This window comes from Enterobacter cloacae complex sp. 309I3 (genome assembly GCF_050031595.1).
Taxonomy (GTDB): domain Bacteria; phylum Pseudomonadota; class Gammaproteobacteria; order Enterobacterales; family Enterobacteriaceae; genus Enterobacter; species Enterobacter cloacae.
The window spans coordinates 1,983,744-1,999,860 of the sequence record NZ_JBLGWI010000001.1; the positions used below are offsets into that span (position 1 = coordinate 1,983,744).

20 protein-coding genes and 1 other annotated feature are annotated in these 16,117 nt (G+C 53.6%); of the genes, 10 read left to right on the plus strand and 10 right to left on the minus strand.

The window, feature by feature from the left end; translation table 11 throughout:
• Positions 1-2: 2 nt before the first annotated feature.
• A complete protein-coding gene (gene chbG / locus ACQG22_RS09415) occupies positions 3-752 on the plus strand; it encodes a chitin disaccharide deacetylase (protein WP_349705051.1) in 750 nt (249 codons plus the stop codon).
• Between the two features lie 89 nt (positions 753-841).
• Here chbG and katE read toward each other — a convergent pair whose 3' ends face one another.
• On the minus strand, positions 842-3,091 hold the full coding sequence (katE, locus tag ACQG22_RS09420) for a catalase HPII (protein ID WP_038979915.1): 2,250 nt from the start codon (positions 3,089-3,091) through the stop codon (positions 842-844).
• A 188-nt stretch (positions 3,092-3,279) separates the two neighbouring features.
• On the opposite strand from katE, the gene cedA reads away from it, so the two are divergent.
• On the plus strand, positions 3,280-3,528 hold the full coding sequence (gene cedA, locus ACQG22_RS09425; RefSeq protein ID WP_071829998.1) for a cell division activator CedA: 249 nt from the start codon (positions 3,280-3,282) through the stop codon (positions 3,526-3,528).
• A 53-nt stretch (positions 3,529-3,581) separates the two neighbouring features.
• Here the strand turns inward: cedA and tcyP are convergent, their stop codons facing one another.
• From tcyP to hxpB, 4 genes are all read right to left on the minus strand, one after another.
• A complete protein-coding gene (tcyP, locus tag ACQG22_RS09430; protein WP_038419159.1) occupies positions 3,582-4,973 on the minus strand; it encodes a cystine/sulfocysteine:cation symporter in 1,392 nt (463 codons plus the stop codon).
• 127 nt (positions 4,974-5,100) lie between these two features.
• Positions 5,101-5,691, minus strand: a complete 591-nt coding sequence (locus ACQG22_RS09435; RefSeq protein ID WP_013097014.1) for a metal-dependent hydrolase — start codon at positions 5,689-5,691, stop codon at positions 5,101-5,103.
• 93 nt (positions 5,692-5,784) lie between these two features.
• The gene (gene kduD, locus ACQG22_RS09440; protein ID WP_038979918.1) at positions 5,785-6,546 is read right to left on the minus strand and encodes a 2-dehydro-3-deoxy-D-gluconate 5-dehydrogenase KduD; all 762 of its coding nucleotides are present in this window, start codon (positions 6,544-6,546) and stop codon (positions 5,785-5,787) included.
• Positions 6,547-6,675: 129 nt separating this feature from the next.
• The gene (hxpB, locus tag ACQG22_RS09445; RefSeq protein ID WP_023620709.1) at positions 6,676-7,347 is read right to left on the minus strand and encodes a hexitol phosphatase HxpB; all 672 of its coding nucleotides are present in this window, start codon (positions 7,345-7,347) and stop codon (positions 6,676-6,678) included.
• A gap of 148 nt (positions 7,348-7,495) precedes the next feature.
• Here hxpB and ACQG22_RS09450 point away from each other — a divergent pair, with 148 nt between their 5' ends.
• Complete coding sequence (locus tag ACQG22_RS09450; protein WP_013097011.1) at positions 7,496-8,032, plus strand: YniB family protein; 537 nt, start codon at positions 7,496-7,498, stop codon at positions 8,030-8,032.
• Positions 8,033-8,065: 33 nt separating this feature from the next.
• Here the strand turns inward: ACQG22_RS09450 and ACQG22_RS09455 are convergent, their stop codons facing one another.
• From ACQG22_RS09455 to pfkB, 3 genes are all read right to left on the minus strand, one after another.
• Positions 8,066-8,926 carry a fructosamine kinase family protein gene (locus ACQG22_RS09455; protein ID WP_013097010.1) on the minus strand — a complete coding sequence of 287 codons (861 nt, stop codon included), beginning with the start codon at positions 8,924-8,926 and terminating at the stop codon, positions 8,066-8,068.
• Positions 8,927-9,031: 105 nt separating this feature from the next.
• A complete protein-coding gene (ghoS, locus tag ACQG22_RS09460) occupies positions 9,032-9,322 on the minus strand; it encodes a type V toxin-antitoxin system endoribonuclease antitoxin GhoS (protein WP_013097009.1) in 291 nt (96 codons plus the stop codon).
• A gap of 103 nt (positions 9,323-9,425) precedes the next feature.
• Positions 9,426-10,358 carry a 6-phosphofructokinase II gene (gene pfkB, locus ACQG22_RS09465; protein WP_020688369.1) on the minus strand — a complete coding sequence of 311 codons (933 nt, stop codon included), beginning with the start codon at positions 10,356-10,358 and terminating at the stop codon, positions 9,426-9,428.
• 295 nt (positions 10,359-10,653) lie between these two features.
• Here pfkB and ACQG22_RS09470 point away from each other — a divergent pair, with 295 nt between their 5' ends.
• Both ACQG22_RS09470 and ACQG22_RS09475 read left to right on the plus strand, forming a co-directional pair.
• The gene (locus ACQG22_RS09470) at positions 10,654-11,412 is read left to right on the plus strand and encodes a DUF481 domain-containing protein (protein WP_045902859.1); all 759 of its coding nucleotides are present in this window, start codon (positions 10,654-10,656) and stop codon (positions 11,410-11,412) included.
• A gap of 261 nt (positions 11,413-11,673) precedes the next feature.
• Positions 11,674-11,883, plus strand: coding sequence for a hypothetical protein (locus ACQG22_RS09475; RefSeq protein ID WP_102752482.1), 210 nt, complete (start codon positions 11,674-11,676; stop codon positions 11,881-11,883).
• Between the two features lie 107 nt (positions 11,884-11,990).
• Here ACQG22_RS09475 and yniD read toward each other — a convergent pair whose 3' ends face one another.
• Complete coding sequence (gene yniD, locus ACQG22_RS09480; RefSeq protein WP_008500658.1) at positions 11,991-12,098, minus strand: small membrane protein YniD; 108 nt, start codon at positions 12,096-12,098, stop codon at positions 11,991-11,993.
• A gap of 85 nt (positions 12,099-12,183) precedes the next feature.
• Positions 12,184-12,288 carry a stress response membrane protein YncL gene (gene yncL, locus ACQG22_RS09485; protein WP_071829997.1) on the minus strand — a complete coding sequence of 35 codons (105 nt, stop codon included), beginning with the start codon at positions 12,286-12,288 and terminating at the stop codon, positions 12,184-12,186.
• A gap of 294 nt (positions 12,289-12,582) precedes the next feature.
• Between yncL and thrS the strand changes: the two genes are divergently transcribed.
• The 5 genes from thrS (at position 12,583) to pheM (ending at position 15,987) form a co-directional block, all read left to right on the plus strand.
• A complete protein-coding gene (gene thrS / locus ACQG22_RS09490) occupies positions 12,583-14,511 on the plus strand; it encodes a threonine--tRNA ligase (RefSeq protein ID WP_013097005.1) in 1,929 nt (642 codons plus the stop codon).
• Positions 14,512-14,514: 3 nt separating this feature from the next.
• Positions 14,515-15,057 (plus strand): translation initiation factor IF-3, encoded by a 543-nt coding sequence (infC, locus tag ACQG22_RS09495; protein ID WP_023616141.1) that lies wholly within the window; start codon positions 14,515-14,517, stop codon positions 15,055-15,057.
• A 97-nt stretch (positions 15,058-15,154) separates the two neighbouring features.
• Positions 15,155-15,352, plus strand: a complete 198-nt coding sequence (gene rpmI, locus ACQG22_RS09500) for a 50S ribosomal protein L35 (RefSeq protein WP_001124225.1) — start codon at positions 15,155-15,157, stop codon at positions 15,350-15,352.
• A gap of 50 nt (positions 15,353-15,402) precedes the next feature.
• On the plus strand, positions 15,403-15,759 hold the full coding sequence (gene rplT / locus ACQG22_RS09505) for a 50S ribosomal protein L20 (RefSeq protein WP_000124850.1): 357 nt from the start codon (positions 15,403-15,405) through the stop codon (positions 15,757-15,759).
• Between the two features lie 178 nt (positions 15,760-15,937).
• Positions 15,938-16,062, plus strand: a sequence feature (Phe leader region).
• Positions 15,943-15,987 (plus strand): pheST operon leader peptide PheM, encoded by a 45-nt coding sequence (gene pheM, locus ACQG22_RS09510; protein ID WP_001386830.1) that lies wholly within the window; start codon positions 15,943-15,945, stop codon positions 15,985-15,987. (Overlaps the previous feature by 45 nt.)
• Positions 16,063-16,117: the final 55 nt, after the last annotated feature.

Here is a 16,117-nt window from a genome sequence, read left to right on the forward strand (position 1 = left end):
CGATGGAAAACCTGCTGATCGTCAATGCTGATGATTTTGGCCTGTCTAAGGGGCAAAACTACGGCATTGTTGAAGCCTGCCGACGGGGTGTGGTGACCTCGACCACCGCGCTGGTGAATGGAGAGGCGATAGAGCACGCGGCGCAGCTGAGCCGTGAAGCGCCTGAGCTGGGCGTGGGCATGCACTTTGTGTTGACGCTGGGGAGGCCACTTTCAGCGATGCCGGGCCTGACGCGTGACGGGCAACTCGGGAAATGGATTTGGGAACTGGCGGAGCAGGACGCGCTGCCGCTCGAAGAGATTGCCCGCGAGCTGGACTGTCAGTACAACCGTTTTGTTGACCTCTTTGGTCGCGAACCAACCCATATCGACAGCCATCATCATGTGCATATGATCCCGGCGATTTTCCCGCTCGTTGCGGATTTTGCTCAGCGTAAAGGCGTGGCGATGCGCGTGGATCGCGACGTGCGCGGGTTGCCGGGCTTTGCCGTGACAACAACGGAGGGGTTCAGCAGCGCGTTTTACGGTGAGGAGATCGACGAAGCGCTGTTCCTGAAGGTGCTGGATGATTCCGCAGCCCGGGGGGAACGGTCGCTGGAGGTGATGGCGCATCCGGCGTTTGTCGATAACACCGTCCGTAAGAGCGCCTACTGTTGGCCGCGCCTGGCGGAGCTGGAGGTGCTGACGTCGCCGTCGCTGAAATACGCGATTGCCGAGCGCGGGTATCGGTTGGGGACTTTCGGGGATCTTTAAGACAAAGCCCGGTGGCGGCTTCGCCTTACCGGGCCTACAAAACCAGTCGAAATGTAGGCCGGGTAAGCGCAAGCGCCACCCGGCTTTTTTTACGCCGGTATCTGGTCAATCTTGCTGCTGCGCGACCAGACGCGGTGCGCGGCTAGCAGATCAAACAGCTTCGTCATAAACGCGTCGTCGACGTTATCGCCTTCCACAATCCCGTCTTCACCCTGATCGGCCACGTTCAGGCGTGCTTTAAACTGTCGCGCATCACCGGAAAGGGCGATCGGTTTCAGATGCTTATAGGCTTCAAGCAGATAATAGACCGCGTCACCGTTGCTCAGCAGGCTGGCAATATCGCCGCACGGCACAATCACCGCGTCCACTGTCAGGGATGGCGCACCGGCAAAGGTGGCGGCAACCGGCAGCACTGACCCGTCATCGGCAGTCACTTCACCCATTCGGGAGTAGAGCAATTTGGCGTGTACGCCTTTGGTTTTCAGCGCCTGCATGATCCCCAGCACGTCGCTGGCGCGGGTTTTGTCGTTAAGCAGGATCGCCACCACCCGGCCTTTAATCGAGCCTCCCGGCACCGCGTACAGGCTGAGCGACGGATCTTTTTTCACCCCGTTGACCTCTTTTGGCGGGGCAAGATTGCGTTGCTCATCCGTCAGCGTAATGCCGAGGTTATCGGCCACGCTCTGGGCGAGCTGAATATCAATGTGTGCCAGCTGATCGACCACGCGCTCGCGGATGTAGGTCCGCACAACCTTGCTCAGTTCGAAGCTGAAGCCGCCGATAATATGCTGCTGCTCAATCGGTGTCTGGCTGTTCCAGAACAGGCGAGGGTGGGCGTAATACTCTCCAAATGACGGGCTGCGCTCGCGGATTTTGTTGCCATCCACACGTTCCTGATACGACTCAAATCCACCCCGTTTCGGGCCAGGAGGCGTTTCACGCGGCCAGTTATCGTTGATGGAGTTCGGCTCATAGTTGGCCGGGTTGGTATCGATATCCTGACGATGCATCCCGTCGCGCTGGAAATTGTGGTACGGACAGGTGGGGCGGTTAATCGGAATTTCATGGAAGTTCGGCCCGCCGAGTCGGCTGATCTGCGTATCGGTGTAGGAGAACAGTCGCCCCTGCAGCAGCGGATCGTTGGTGAAATCCAGGCCCGGGACGATATGACCGGGGTGGAAAGCCGCCTGTTCGTTCTCGGCAAAGAAGTTATCCGGGTTGCGGTTAAGCACCATTTTGCCCACCAGCTGAACCGGTACCAGCTCCTCGGGGATCAGTTTGGTCGGATCCAGCAGGTCAAAATCGAATTTGAATTCGTCCTCTTCCGGGATCAGCTGTAACCCCAGCTCATATTCCGGGAAGTCGCCCGCTTCAATGGATTCCCACAGCTCGCGGCGATGGAAGTCCGGATCGCGCCCGGTCAGCTTCTGGGCTTCATCCCACACCAGCGAGGCTTTCCCGGCGACCGGTTTCCAGTGGAAACGGACAAACGTCGCTTTGCCCTCGGCGTTGATCATCCGGAAGGTATGAATGCCAAACCCTTCCATGGTGCGATAGCTGCGCGGGATCCCGCGGTCAGACATCGCCCACATCACGTTGTGTAACGTCTCGGGTTGCAGGGAGACATAGTCCCAGAAGGTGTCATGCGCACTTTGTCCCTGCGGTATCGCCCAGTGGGGCTCCGGTTTTACCGCATGGACAAAGTCAGGAAATTTATGCGCATCCTGAATGAAAAAGACCGGGGTGTTATTGCCGACCAGGTCGAAGATACCTTCTTCGGTATAAAATTTGGTGGCAAAGCCGCGAATATCTCGCACGGTATCAGCCGAACCTGCGCCACCCTGCACTGTGGAAAAGCGCACAAATACGGGTGTGATCTTATCCGGGTCTGAAAGGAAGTCAGCTTTGGTGATTTCCTTCAGGCTCTTGTAGGGCTGGAAATAGCCGTGAGCGGCGGAACCGCGCGCGTGCACGATACGCTCCGGGATACGCTCATGGTCAAAGTGGGTAATTTTTTCCCGCAGGATGAAGTCTTCCAGCAGAGTCGGTCCGCGGGATCCCGCGCGCAGGGAATTCTGATCGTCAGCGATGCGCACCCCCTGATTGGTGGTCAACGCATAGCCTTCTCCGCCTTTGCGGTGTGGCTCGAGTGATTTTAGCTTCTCATTGCCGGTGTCCGGCGATTTCATACTACCGGGCGCGGTCGGTTGCTCGCCAGGGGCTGAGGGGCCCGGTGAAGGGCGATGAGAGCCATCTTCAGGTGCAAGGGAGTCCATACCCGGCTGTGATTCTTCAGTGCCATGAATGGGTGATTGATGTGTGTTATCTTTGTTCGACATTGCACGCTTCTCCTTTATTCATTCCTAAAAAACCCTGTTAACTATAGAACAATGTACGGAAAGGGCAGGCGAACTCAGCTTTTTCAGACACCGCCTTAGTAAAAGAGGCGGTCCACCACACGCAAGGCGCGACGCGTGGGGGCAGGATCGGCTATCATAGAAATTTCCTGCTTTCAGAATGTGCTTTAATGAACCAGTCGCTTATGAAACCTCTTCGTCAACAAAATCGCCAGGTTATTAGCTACGTGCCCCGTGTCGAACCCGCTCCTCCTGAACATGCGCTGAAGGTGGATGGCTATCGCGATGTCTGGCAGTTACGTGGCAAATATGTGGCCTTTGTGCTGATTGGCGAGCATTTCCGTCGTTCTCCGGTGTTTACTGTGCCGGAAGCGGCCCAGCGGTGGGCGGTACAAATTCGACAGGATGAAGAAGTTTGAAAAATAACACGTATAAAAAAACCGCCTGATGGCGGTTTTTTTATTTTCAATGATTAACGGTGCGCCAGCTCGGCGTCGTCTTCACTATCCAGGATGGCTTTGTCGGTCTGCTTCAGCCACTGGCTGGTCAGCGTACCGGCCGTCATTGAGCCGCTCACGTTCAGGGCGGTACGCCCCATGTCGATCAGCGGTTCAACGGAGATCAGCAGAGCCACCAGCGTTACCGGCAGGCCCAGCGCAGGCAGAACAATCAGCGCGGCGAAGGTAGCACCGCCGCCCACGCCCGCAACGCCTGCGGAGCTAATGGTGACGATACCGACCAGCGTAGCAATCCAGACCGGATCCAGCGGATTGATCCCAACCGTTGGCGCAACCATCACGGCCAGCATCGCCGGGTAGAGACCCGCACACCCGTTCTGACCAATCGTGGCACCAAAGGAGGCCGAGAAGCTGGCAATAGACTCAGGTACACCCAGGCGACGAGTCTGCGCTTCGACGTTCAGCGGAATAGATGCGGCGCTGGAACGGCTGGTGAAGGCAAAGGTCAGCACCGGCCAGACTTTACGGAAGTATTTCAGCGGGCTTACGCCGTTCACACCCAGCAGGATGCCGTGTACGACAAACATAATGCCCAGACCCAGATAAGAGGCGACGACGAAGCTGCCCAGCTTAATGATGTCCTGCAGGTTAGAGCCAGCAACCACTTTGGTCATCAGCGCCAGAACACCGTAAGGGGTCAGCTGCATCACCAGACGAACCAGCTTCATCACCCAGCTTTGCAGGGTATCGATAGCGGTTAGCACGCGCTCGCCTTTCGGCGCATCGTCTTTCAGCAGTTTCAGTGCCGCCACGCCCAGGAAGGCGGCGAAAATCACCACGCTGATGATGGAAGTTGGGCTGGCGCCTGTCAGGTCAGCAAACGGGTTCTTCGGAATGAAGGAGAGCACCATCTGCGGCACCGTCAGGTCAGCGACTTTACCCACGTAGTTGGTCTGAATTGCGGTCAGACGTGCGGTTTCAGCGGTACCCTGAACCAGACCCTCGGCGGTCAGGCCGAACAGGTTAGTCACCAGCACACCCACCAGCGCAGCAATCAGCGTGGTAAACAGCAGCGTACCGATGGTCAGGAAACTGATTTTACCCAACTGCGTAGCGTTATGCAGACGAGCAACAGCGCTCAGAATAGAGGCAAATACCAGCGGCATGACGATCATCTGCAGCAACTGGACATAGCCGTTACCGACAATATTGAACCACTGAATGGAGTCTTTCAGTATCGGGCTATCGGAGCCGTAGACGGCATGTAAGGCCAGGCCAAACACGACACCCATGACCAGACCCACCAGTACTTTCTTCGCCAGGCTCCACTGTTTGTGACGCGCCTGAGCGAGAAGCAATAGCAATATAACGAACACGACAATGTTCGCGATGAGTGGAAAATTCATCCCCGTTCTCCTGATTTATTATGTGGCCGGTTTTTACCGGTCCTGTTGGCGCAAGGTTAGCAGAAGTGTGATGTCGCGCTTATATCCAAATGGAATGGGTTATGACAAATGCGATAATTTTGCTGGTTTACTGTTCAATCTGGTGATGAATAAAGCGATTGAACTGAAATTGCAGCGAATTGATCATCTGAGATGACCAGCGCACTGCACTGTTTTCGGGCAATGTCTGCGGCATCCAGACGGCATAGGCGAACAGAGCCATGCACAACACGCGCTCAAGCTGATTCCCTTTCTGGGGAACGAGAACAGGCAGGCGGAAACGCCAGCGGCAGGGCCACAGCAGCGGCACGCCAGCAGGCGTCAGCATATCGGCGAGAATATGACTCAAATAGCCCAGCACCATGCCCTGAATGGCATCGGCGGGCACTATCCAGCTTTCAGGTACTTTTAAATAGAACAGCGTCAGCAGGGCAAACACGGCCAGCAGGCTGTGCGTAAACCCGCGATGGCCAAACGCACGGGCGATAGGTTTTGAGATCCACTTCAGGCGTTGCCCAAGAAAAGATTTAGGATGGTCGATGTCGGGCAACAGGCAGGTCAGCACGGCAGAAGGAACAATATGCCACCAGTCCCCCTGTGCAAGCACGGGGGTAAGCTCAGCGTTTTTGGCAAATACTGCGCACGCAATGGAAAAAAGCAGGTGGCCTTCCGCCGTCATGATAAAACCCAGGAAACTGTCAATTCATACAGTATAGGGTTTTTATACAGTAGGCGAAAGAGGTGACGGTGTAACTCTTTGTCACAAAGCGGGTCAACGCGCCAGCCAGCCCCCGTCGACGGCCAGGGTATGGCCGTTCACGTAGTCTGAGGCGGCGGAGGCCAAAAACACCACCGGGCCCTGCAGATCTTCCGGTACGCCCCAACGCCCGGCAGGAATGCGGTCAAGGATTTCCTGGCTACGCTGCTCGTCATCACGCAGCTGCTGCGTATTATTGGTCGCCATGTAACCCGGTGCGATAGCGTTGACGTTAATACCATGCGCCGCCCACTCGTTCGCCAGCAGACGGGTGATCCCCAGCACGCCACTTTTTGAGGCGGTATAAGAGGGCACGCGGATGCCGCCCTGGAAGGAGAGCATTGAGGCGATGTTGATGATTTTTCCACCCTGGCCCTGGGCGATAAACTGCTTTGCCACGGCCTGTGAGAGGAAGAAGACGGATTTTAGATTGAGGTCGATCACCTCATCCCAGTCCTTTTCCGTGAACGCCAGCGCATCTTCCCGGCGAATCGTCCCGGCGTTATTCACCAGAATATCGACGCGCCCCATCTCAGCGACGGCACGCTCCACAACGCCCTGAAGACTCGCCTGCTGGCCGAGGTCGGCCCGAATGGCCGTAAACCGTCTGCCGAGCCCCGTCACGCTGGCCGCTGTTTGCTCAGGCGCTTTACGGTTTACGCCCACGATATCGCAGCCCGCCTGTGCCAGCGCGATGGCCATGCCTTGCCCCAGGCCGGTATCGCATCCGGTGACGATGGCCACTTTTCCTGAAAGAGTAAAGGTATCCAGTATCATTCGCGCCTCAGAAGCAGGTGATTGTCGTTCTGAAACTTAGAATAGGAGTCGGGCGTGAGAAATGCAACCGAAATGGAACGGTGTTTTATTTTATTTTCAGGCAGCACGAGGCTGCCTGAAACAGAGCGTTTATTCGCCTCGCAGGTGTTGCACCGTCAGGTCAGCCAGGGAGTTTAGCTTCACGTCGGCAAGCGCAAAACGGGGATCGTGTCGGCCCTCTTCAGCAGGAACGACAATGGAACGCATCCGCGCAGCTTTTGAGGCCACCATGCCGTTAACGGAATCTTCCAGCGCCACGCAGGTTAGCGGATCAAGACCGAGCTTAGCAGCACAGTCCATATACACCTGGGGATGGGGCTTACTGTAGGGGAGTTTTTCCGCAGAGGCCAGCGCATCGAAACTGTCACGCAGCTCGAACATGGTGAGCACTTTTTCCAGCATGTGCAGCGGGGAGGCGGAGGCCAGTCCCACCTTCAGCCCCTGCGCCTTGCACAGGGCGACAGCTTCACGGACGCCCGGCAGCAGCGGCCTGGACTCTTCCACCAGCGCAATGGCGCGGCTGATAATGCGGGCGGTGACCTCATTGCGATCCGGGCCCACCCATGGCTGATGGGCATACCACAGGTCAACCACCATATCGATACGCAAGCCCAGCGTATCCGGAAGTTCATGGCGGCGGCTGATATCGACGCCGAGGCTGGCCATAACGTCCAGTTCAGCACGATCCCAGAGCGGTTCGGAATCGATCAGTAATCCATCCATGTCAAAAATAGCGGCAAGAATTTGGCGCGGTGTCGACATCACAACGTCTCCTTATTAAGGGTGTACGACAGACGATACGTGCTAAGTACAATCTGCAATTTAGCATATTGCCTTTAAAGATCGGGCGAAAATGACGGTCAGGAGGTAGACTTAGCCACAAATAACGCGTCTTTATGAAGAGGAACTGATGACGTATCAACAAGCTGGACGCATTGCTGTCTTAAAACGGGTTGCTGGCTGGGTGATTTTTATTCCTGCCGTTATTTCTACGCTGATTTCTGTGCTCAAGTTTATGTACGATCACAGCGAAAAACAGCCGGGTATCAATGCGGTCATGCTTGATTTTGCGCATGTCATGATTGAGATGATGCGTTTTAACACGCCATTTTTGAATATCTTCTGGTTCAACTCGCCCACGCCGGACTTTCACCAGCAGCTGAATATCGGGTTTTGGGTGATTTATGCGCTGATCTTTATCGCCATGGCGTTACAGGCGTCAGGCGCACGCATGAGCCGTCAGACCCGTTTTTTACGTGAAGGGGTGGAAGACCAGATGATTCTGGAACAGGCCAAAGGCCCGGAAGGGATGACGCGTGAACAGATCGAGTCCCGCATCGTGGTGCCACGTCACTCTATCTTCCTGCAAATCTTTCCGCTCTATGTCCTGCCGGTGATCATTATTGTGGCGGGCTACTTCTTTTTCTCACTGCTCGGCTTTTTATAATCACAGGGTGGCCTGAGGCCACCCGTCCTGCCTTCACGCGGCCAGTACGCGCTCAAGCGCCCGCTGTGCGTTCACCAGATGCTCACCCCCAAACAGGATTGCGCGGTTCATCAGGGTATAAAGCTGATACACCGGCTGGCGGTCAAGGAAGCCCTGCGGTAAGGGGGAGATTGACTGATAGCCGTCATAAATTTGTGGCGGCTGCTCGGGGTGGAGGGGCAACATGGCGAGGTCGCACTCTCTGTCGCCCCAGTAGCAGGCCGGATCGTATATATAAGGCCCATTGGGGCCCAGCGCGCAGTTATCGGACCACAAATCGCCATGCAGCAAAGAAGGCTGAGGCTGATGAGAGGCCAGGCGCTGCTGTATATGCTCGACGATGGCATCAATGTTGCCAAATTCGAGGCCTTTCTCGGCGGCGAGCTCAAGTTGCCAGCCGATACGCTGCTCGGCAAAAAAGGTTGACCAGCGGCGTTGCCAGGCATTCGGTTGTGGTGTGGTGGAGAGATCGTTATCAAAGTCGAGACCAAACTGCGGCTGGTCGCTCCATTGATGCAGGCGCGCTATCTGCTGTCCCAGAATAAACGCATTGTGGGCATCCAGCGGACGGGCAGGGAGATATTCCATCACCAGAAAGCTGTAGTCGCGGTCGCTGCCCACGGCCAGCACCTCCGGGACGGTGACCGTTTTGCTGCGCGACAACAGTTCCAGCTGATCGGCTTCGGCGGTGAAAATCGGGAGCAACTCTCGCTCGTCGCATTTTACGAAGAGATCGCGCCCTGAGTAGCGTATATGCCATGCGGCGTGGATCTCTCCGCCTGGCAGTTCGTTACGCAGTTCAATTTCACCTTCGCCCAGTTGTTCACGTAAAAGATGACTGATAGCCTGCCACATGATCTCTCTCCCATGTTGTCTGCCAGATCATAAAGTTAGCGCATAACTGCGGTAAAAAAATACGAACTAACGCACACCTGAGCGGTTTACCTTCATGCAGGGCACTTATTGTTCTTTTTTCTGCCAGGTCTCCCAGGTATCCACATCAATTTCGGCAGGTTTATCGGTCACGCTCTCAGCCAGGCTTTCCGCCAGCGCGCGAACCTCCTCTTCGCTGAGGGCGCTTATCAGGCCGAATGCCAGCGTGCCTAAATCATGAATATTGCCTTCTTCATCCGTCAGCGTGAGCAGGAAATTGGCCCGGGTAAAGGCGTTGTTAAGCTCATTCAGCTCGGTTAGCGACGCTTCATGAATGTTGACGGTAACGACGTAGCGGGTGATGTCACCACTGCTCATAATTCACCTCATTGTTATCATGAAAGTTTTCTTAGCATAGTCGATAGTGTGTGTTTGGCGACTTTGCACTGCATTTCCCCTTCAGCGCGAAGGGGAAAGCGGGTTAATTTCGGGACAGGTAATCGACAATTTTTTGCGTATCGGCCAGCGAACACAGCCGCGTTCCCTGGTTGATGGTTGCCGCGCTACCTGCCGCCACGCCGTAGCGTGTCATCTCCAGCAGCGTCGCGCCCTGGGCCAGTTTTAGCGTCATTGCCCCAACCATGCTGTCGCCTGCGCCTACGGTACTCTGGCTTTTCATCGGCGGCGGGACAACCTGCACTGACCCCGTTTCATCCACGGCCAGCGCCCCTTGTGGGCCAAGAGAGACCACCACGCGCCGCGCTTTACCCGTGCGCACCAGCTCCTGGGCCGCGCTGCGCACATCATCTGGCTGAGTGAGTTCGCGGTTAACCAGCGCGCTCAGCTCTTTCTGGTTTGGTTTGACCAGCTCAAGATTGCCTGGCTCTAATGCTGCCTGCAACGCCTCGCCGCTGCTGTCTACAATACAGCGGATGCCGCGCTGCTGTGCGGCCCGAATGAGCGCCGTCAGCTTTTCCGTACTGACACCGGGCGGCAGACTGCCGCTGATGACCAGCAGTGAACCGCTTTCAATCGTCAGCACTTTCTCTTCAAGCTGACGGAACTCGTCGTCGCTCAGTCTGGCGCCTGGCATCACAAAGCGATATTGCTCTCCGCTGGACTCCACGTGCACGTGCAGATTTTGACGTGTCCAGTCTTTGGCCTCGACCGTCTCCACGGCGACCTGTTCATCTGCCAGCAGAGAGACAAGATGTTCGCCGGTGGCTCCGCCTGCGGGGAATATCGCCGTGGCTTTCCCACCGAGATGGGTGATGGCGCGTGCCACGTTGATCCCCCCGCCGCCGGGCTCAAACACCGGGGCACTGCAGCGGAGTTTACCTTCCGGGTAAATCTGCGGCGTGAGGGTGGCGGAATCGAGGGAAGGGGAGAGCGTCAGAGTGTAGATAGAAACCATCATTACCTCCTTTTAGCGTGGGTTCCTTTTAGTCTGGCACCATTTGGCAGGAAGGCAATGTAAATAACAGTATGATTTTCAATATGAATAATGACAAAGCGAAGGCTAAGCGTTATATAAAATAAAACGCATTTTGGGATCGTTCTTATTCAAAAAATGAAATAAGAAAACATTGCTATGTTATTTGCGGCTTTTTATAATTTGTTACCTTTCTCTGGACGCCTTGTCATTGATCCTCAAGAAAGTTTCCGGGACCGTGTGGTCTCTTTTTTTGTTGTACGGACTCCTTAATAAAATGAAGCTTTTGAAGACAGTGCCCGCTGCACTGATGCTGGCGGGTGGCGTGTTTGCGGCTATGAACGCAACCGCTGATGATTCCGTTTTTACTGTCATGGACGATCCCACCGCGGCGAAAAAACCTTTTGAAGGTAATTTGAACGCCGGGTACCTGGCGCAATCCGGTAACACGAAAAGCTCCTCTCTGACGGCGGATAGCACGTTGACCTGGTACGGTAACACCACCGCCTGGTCTCTGTGGGGAAACGCCAGCAACACCTCCGCTAACGATGAACGCTCCTCCGAGAAATACGCGGTAGGTGGACGTAGCCGTTACAACATGACTGACTATGACTACCTGTTTGGCCAGGCAAGCTGGCTGACTGACCGCTACAACGGCTATCGTCAACGCGATGTGTTCACCGCAGGTTATGGTCGTCAGTTCCTGAACGGTCCGGTTCATAGCTTCCGCTTCGAATTCGGTCCGGGTGTCCGTTATGACGAGTTCACCGACGGCGATACCAAAACGCAACCGCTCGGCTATGCGTCTGGTACCTACGCCTGGCAGATGACCGACAACACGAAGTTCACCCAGGGTGTTTCTGTGTTTGGCGCCGAGGACACAACGCTGAATTCTGAGACAGCGCTGAATGTGGATATCAACGAACACTTTGGCCTGAAAGTGGCCTATAACGTGACCTGGAACTCTTCGCCTCCAGAGACAGCGCCGGATCATACCGACCGCAGAACCACCGTTTCACTGGGCTATAAGATGTAATGCAGACGGGCCGATTATTTCGGCCCGTTTTTTATTTTCAGAAACTGTGCTGTTTTATATTAAACGCCGTTTTAAAATAATTGGTCCTCAAAAATCTTCTTAATTTCTTCATAATTCATCCTGGCCAGACCGCATTCTGTTTATTTGACACAAATTGATAATAACCAGGCGAGGCAAAAGGATGAACCAGCGTTATACTCAATACACAGGCATTTATTTGCCTTGAGAAGTATTGCATGTCTTCAGAAAGAGAATAATAGTATGAAAAAAATCAAAAATACTGCTGCAGCCATGGTGCTTTCTGCACTTTCGTTTGGTGTATTCGCTGCAGATGATGCCAGTCAGGTTGGAATGACTCACGCTTCTGACGTTGAAGCCGGGTCAAACATCGCGCCGGGCGCGCCGTCTACCGGTCAATCAATGAATGACGCGTTTAATGTACATAAACTGGTAGCAGGTGAATGGTCCTGACAGGTAATTGTGTACGCCATTATTCCACCTGTATTTCGCCTTGACGAAAAACAGGTGGAATATCGATAACGTGTTTTATTCTGTACGCCGTTGCGTCAAATTCCCGCTTAGCCCCAAATCATCGCCGCCCAACGCAATAGCAGCATTGCACCGCAGATGGCAATTAAGACCAGCACCATTTTCCAGTGTTTGACGGCAAATCGTTTTGTTGGCATAACCTAATCCTTGTCTGTTGATGCCTTCAGTCTATCAAAATACGCGCTGTCGGGGACAGAAGGTTATGCCACATCATCGGTTGGGCTAGAACCAATGAAATCTCTCGGCAAGGATCAACGCTAAACCGGCAGCAGAAAGTATATTCAATATCACTACGGTTCTACTGGATACATTCATGTGATGCCTCATGGCTGTGTCAGGACCTGTTCAAGAATAGCTCAACAATCGGGTATTGCGAGCTCTGGCAGGCGATCGTGCCCTCATACGTTCAAACTGGTCGCAGAGGGTGCATACGCCCTGTCATTAGTGTTACCATTAGAAAGCCTGCCGTAAACCGGCATTATTCTGATTTTGGCAGGTGCAGGATGACGAGCCAATTTGACGATTGTTGGTCAGATGGTGTCGTAATCTCTTGTTAAACTATGATTATTTTCTTTGTATATGCTCTTATGTGTGGGGCATCACTGCAAATAAGGATATAAAATGCCTGTAATTACTCTTCCTGATGGCAGCCAACGCCATTTCGACCACGCCGTTAGCCCAATGGATGTTGCCCTGGACATCGGTCCTGGACTCGCGAAAGCGACCATCGCGGGCCGTGTGAACGGTGAGCTGGTTGATGCATCCGATCTGATCGAAAACGACGCGCAACTCTCTATCATCACCGCAAAAGATGAAGAAGGTCTGGAGATCATTCGTCACTCCTGTGCGCACCTGTTAGGTCATGCCATCAAACAGCTGTGGCCAAACACCAAAATGGCGATCGGCCCGGTTATCGACAACGGCTTCTACTACGACGTTGACCTTGACCACACCCTGACCCAGGAAGATATCGACGCGCTCGAGAAACGTATGCACGAGCTCGCCGAAACCAACTATGACGTCATTAAGAAGAAAGTCAGCTGGCACGAAGCGCGTGAAACCTTCGTGAAGCGTGGCGAGAGCTATAAAGTCTCTATTCTTGATGAGAACATTGCTCATGATGACAAGCCTGGCTTGTATCATCACCAGGAATACATCGACATGTGCCGCGGGCCGCACGTGCCGAACATGCGCTTCTGCCATCACTTCAAACTGATGAAAATTGCTGGCGCCTACTGGCGTGGCGATAGCAACAACAAGATGTTGCAGCGTATTTATGGTACCGCGTGGGCAGATAAAAAAGCCCTGAACGCCTACCTGCAGCGCCTGGAAGAGGCGGCGAAGCGTGACCACCGTAAAATCGGTAAACAGCTTGACCTGTACCATATGCAGGAAGAAGCACCGGGTATGGTCTTCTGGCATAACGACGGCTGGACTATTTTCCGTGAACTGGAAACCTTCGTGCGTTCCAAGCTGAAAGAGTACCAGTATCAGGAAGTGAAAGGTCCGTTCATGATGGACCGTGTGCTGTGGGAAAAAACCGGCCACTGGGACAACTACAAAGATGCGATGTTCACCACCTCTTCTGAGAACCGTGAATACTGCATCAAGCCAATGAACTGCCCGGGCCACGTTCAGATCTTTAACCAGGGTCTGAAATCTTACCGCGATCTGCCGCTGCGTATGGCAGAATTCGGTAGCTGCCACCGTAACGAGCCATCAGGTGCGCTGCACGGTCTGATGCGTGTTCGTGGCTTTACGCAGGATGATGCGCATATCTTCTGTACTGAAGATCAGGTACGTGATGAAGTTAACGCCTGTATTCGTATGGTCTACGATATGTATAGTACCTTTGGCTTCGAGAAGATCGTGGTCAAACTCTCAACGCGTCCGGAAAAACGTATCGGTAGCGATGAGACCTGGGATCGTGCAGAAGCGGATCTCGCCGTGGCGCTGGAAGAGAACGGAATTCCGTTTGAATACCAGCTGGGTGAGGGCGCCTTCTACGGTCCGAAAATTGAATTTACTCTGTATGACTGCCTCGATCGCGCATGGCAGTGCGGCACAGTACAGCTGGACTTCTCCCTGCCTCAGCGTTTAAGCGCCTCTTACGTTGGCGAAGACAACGAGCGTCAGGTCCCTGTAATGATTCACCGTGCTATTCTCGGTTCTCTGGAGCGCTTCATTGGCATCCTGACCGAAGAGTTCGCGGGCTTCTTCCCAACCTGGCTTGCGCCGGTGCAGGTAGTGGTCATGAACATTACCGATTCTCAGGCGGATTACGTTAAAGAATTGACGCAGAAACTACAAAATGCGGGCATTCGCGTAAAAGCAGACTTGAGAAATGAGAAGATTGGCTTTAAAATCCGCGAGCACACTTTACGTCGTGTCCCGTATATGTTGGTCTGTGGTGATAAAGAGGTGGAAGCAGGCAAAGTTGCCGTTCGCACCCGCCGTGGTAAAGACCTGGGCAGCCTGGACGTAAGTGAAGTGATTGAGAAGCTGCAACAAGAGATTCGCAGCCGCAGTCTTCAACAACTGGAGGAATAAGGTATTAAAGGCGGAAAACGAGTTCAAACGGCACGTCCGAATCGTATCAATGGCGAGATTCGCGCCCAGGAAGTTCGCTTAACAGGTCTGGAAGGCGAGCAGCTGGGGATTGTGAGTCTGAGAGAAGCAATCGAAAAAGCTGAAGAAGCTGGAGTAGATTTAGTTGAAATCAGCCCTAACGCCGAACCGCCAGTTTGTCGTATCATGGACTACGGCAAGTTCCTTTATGAAAAAAGTAAGTCTTCTAAGGAACAGAAGAAGAAGCAAAAAGTTATCCAGGTTAAGGAAATTAAATTCCGTCCTGGTACCGACGATGGCGATTATCAGGTAAAACTCCGCAGCCTGATTCGCTTTCTGGAAGATGGCGATAAGGCCAAGATCACACTGCGTTTCCGCGGTCGTGAAATGGCCCACCAACAGATTGGTATGGAAGTGCTTAACCGCGTCCGTGACGATCTGAGTGAACTGGCAGTAGTCGAATCCTTCCCTACGAAGATCGAAGGCCGCCAGATGATCATGGTGCTCGCTCCTAAGAAGAAACAGTAAGGCCTTCAAGCAGCAAAATCTGTGGAGCCTTCGGGCCTCATAGGTTTTGCTCGCCTATGTTTCGTTTATTTAACAATGCGAAGTGGAAGTTATTAAAATGCCAAAAATTAAGACCGTACGCGGTGCTGCTAAGCGCTTCAAAAAAACCGGTAAAGGTGGTTTTAAGCACAAGCACGCTAACCTGCGTCACATTCTGACTAAGAAAGCTACCAAGCGTAAACGTCACCTGCGTCCAAAAGCCATGGTTTCTAAAGGCGATCTGGGCCTGGTTATCGCGTGCCTGCCGTACGCATAAGTCGTTAACGTTTAACTTTTTTAACTTAGAATAGATACAGGAGAGCACACATGGCTCGCGTAAAACGTGGTGTAATTGCACGTGCACGTCACAAGAAAATTTTGAAACAAGCTAAAGGCTACTACGGTGCGCGTTCACGCGTATACCGCGTTGCCTTCCAGGCTGTTATCAAAGCAGGTCAGTACGCTTACCGTGACCGTCGTCAGCGTAAGCGTCAGTTCCGTCAACTGTGGATTGCGCGTATCAACGCAGCAGCACGTCAGAACGGTATTTCTTACAGCAAATTCATCAACGGCCTGAAAAAAGCCTCTGTTGAAATCGACCGTAAGATCCTGGCTGACATCGCAGTATTCGACAAAGTCGCGTTCACCGCGCTGGTCGAAAAAGCGAAAGCAGCACTGGCATAAGCCAGTTGAGAGAGGGGGCCTGGCTCCCTCTTTTCATATACCCGTCATACTTCAAGCTGTACCTGCGTTGGCTGCGTTCGTTCCGAATTATTTAGGGTATAACCTTATCAGAAGATTGACTTTTATCCGTGCAGGCTTTTCAATAAGGTCTTAACGGTTTTTACCACACAAGGTAACGCAAGCATGAATGCTGCTATTTTCCGCTTCTTCTTTTACTTTAGCACCTGACTTCAGGAGGCTAGCGCGTGAAAGATGAAACGAAAAACAGCGCCAGATAAGCCTCCCGATGGAGGCTTTTTTTGTGCCTGAATTTGAGAGAATACGTCCACCAAATCGGTGTCTGTACCGACATAATGAG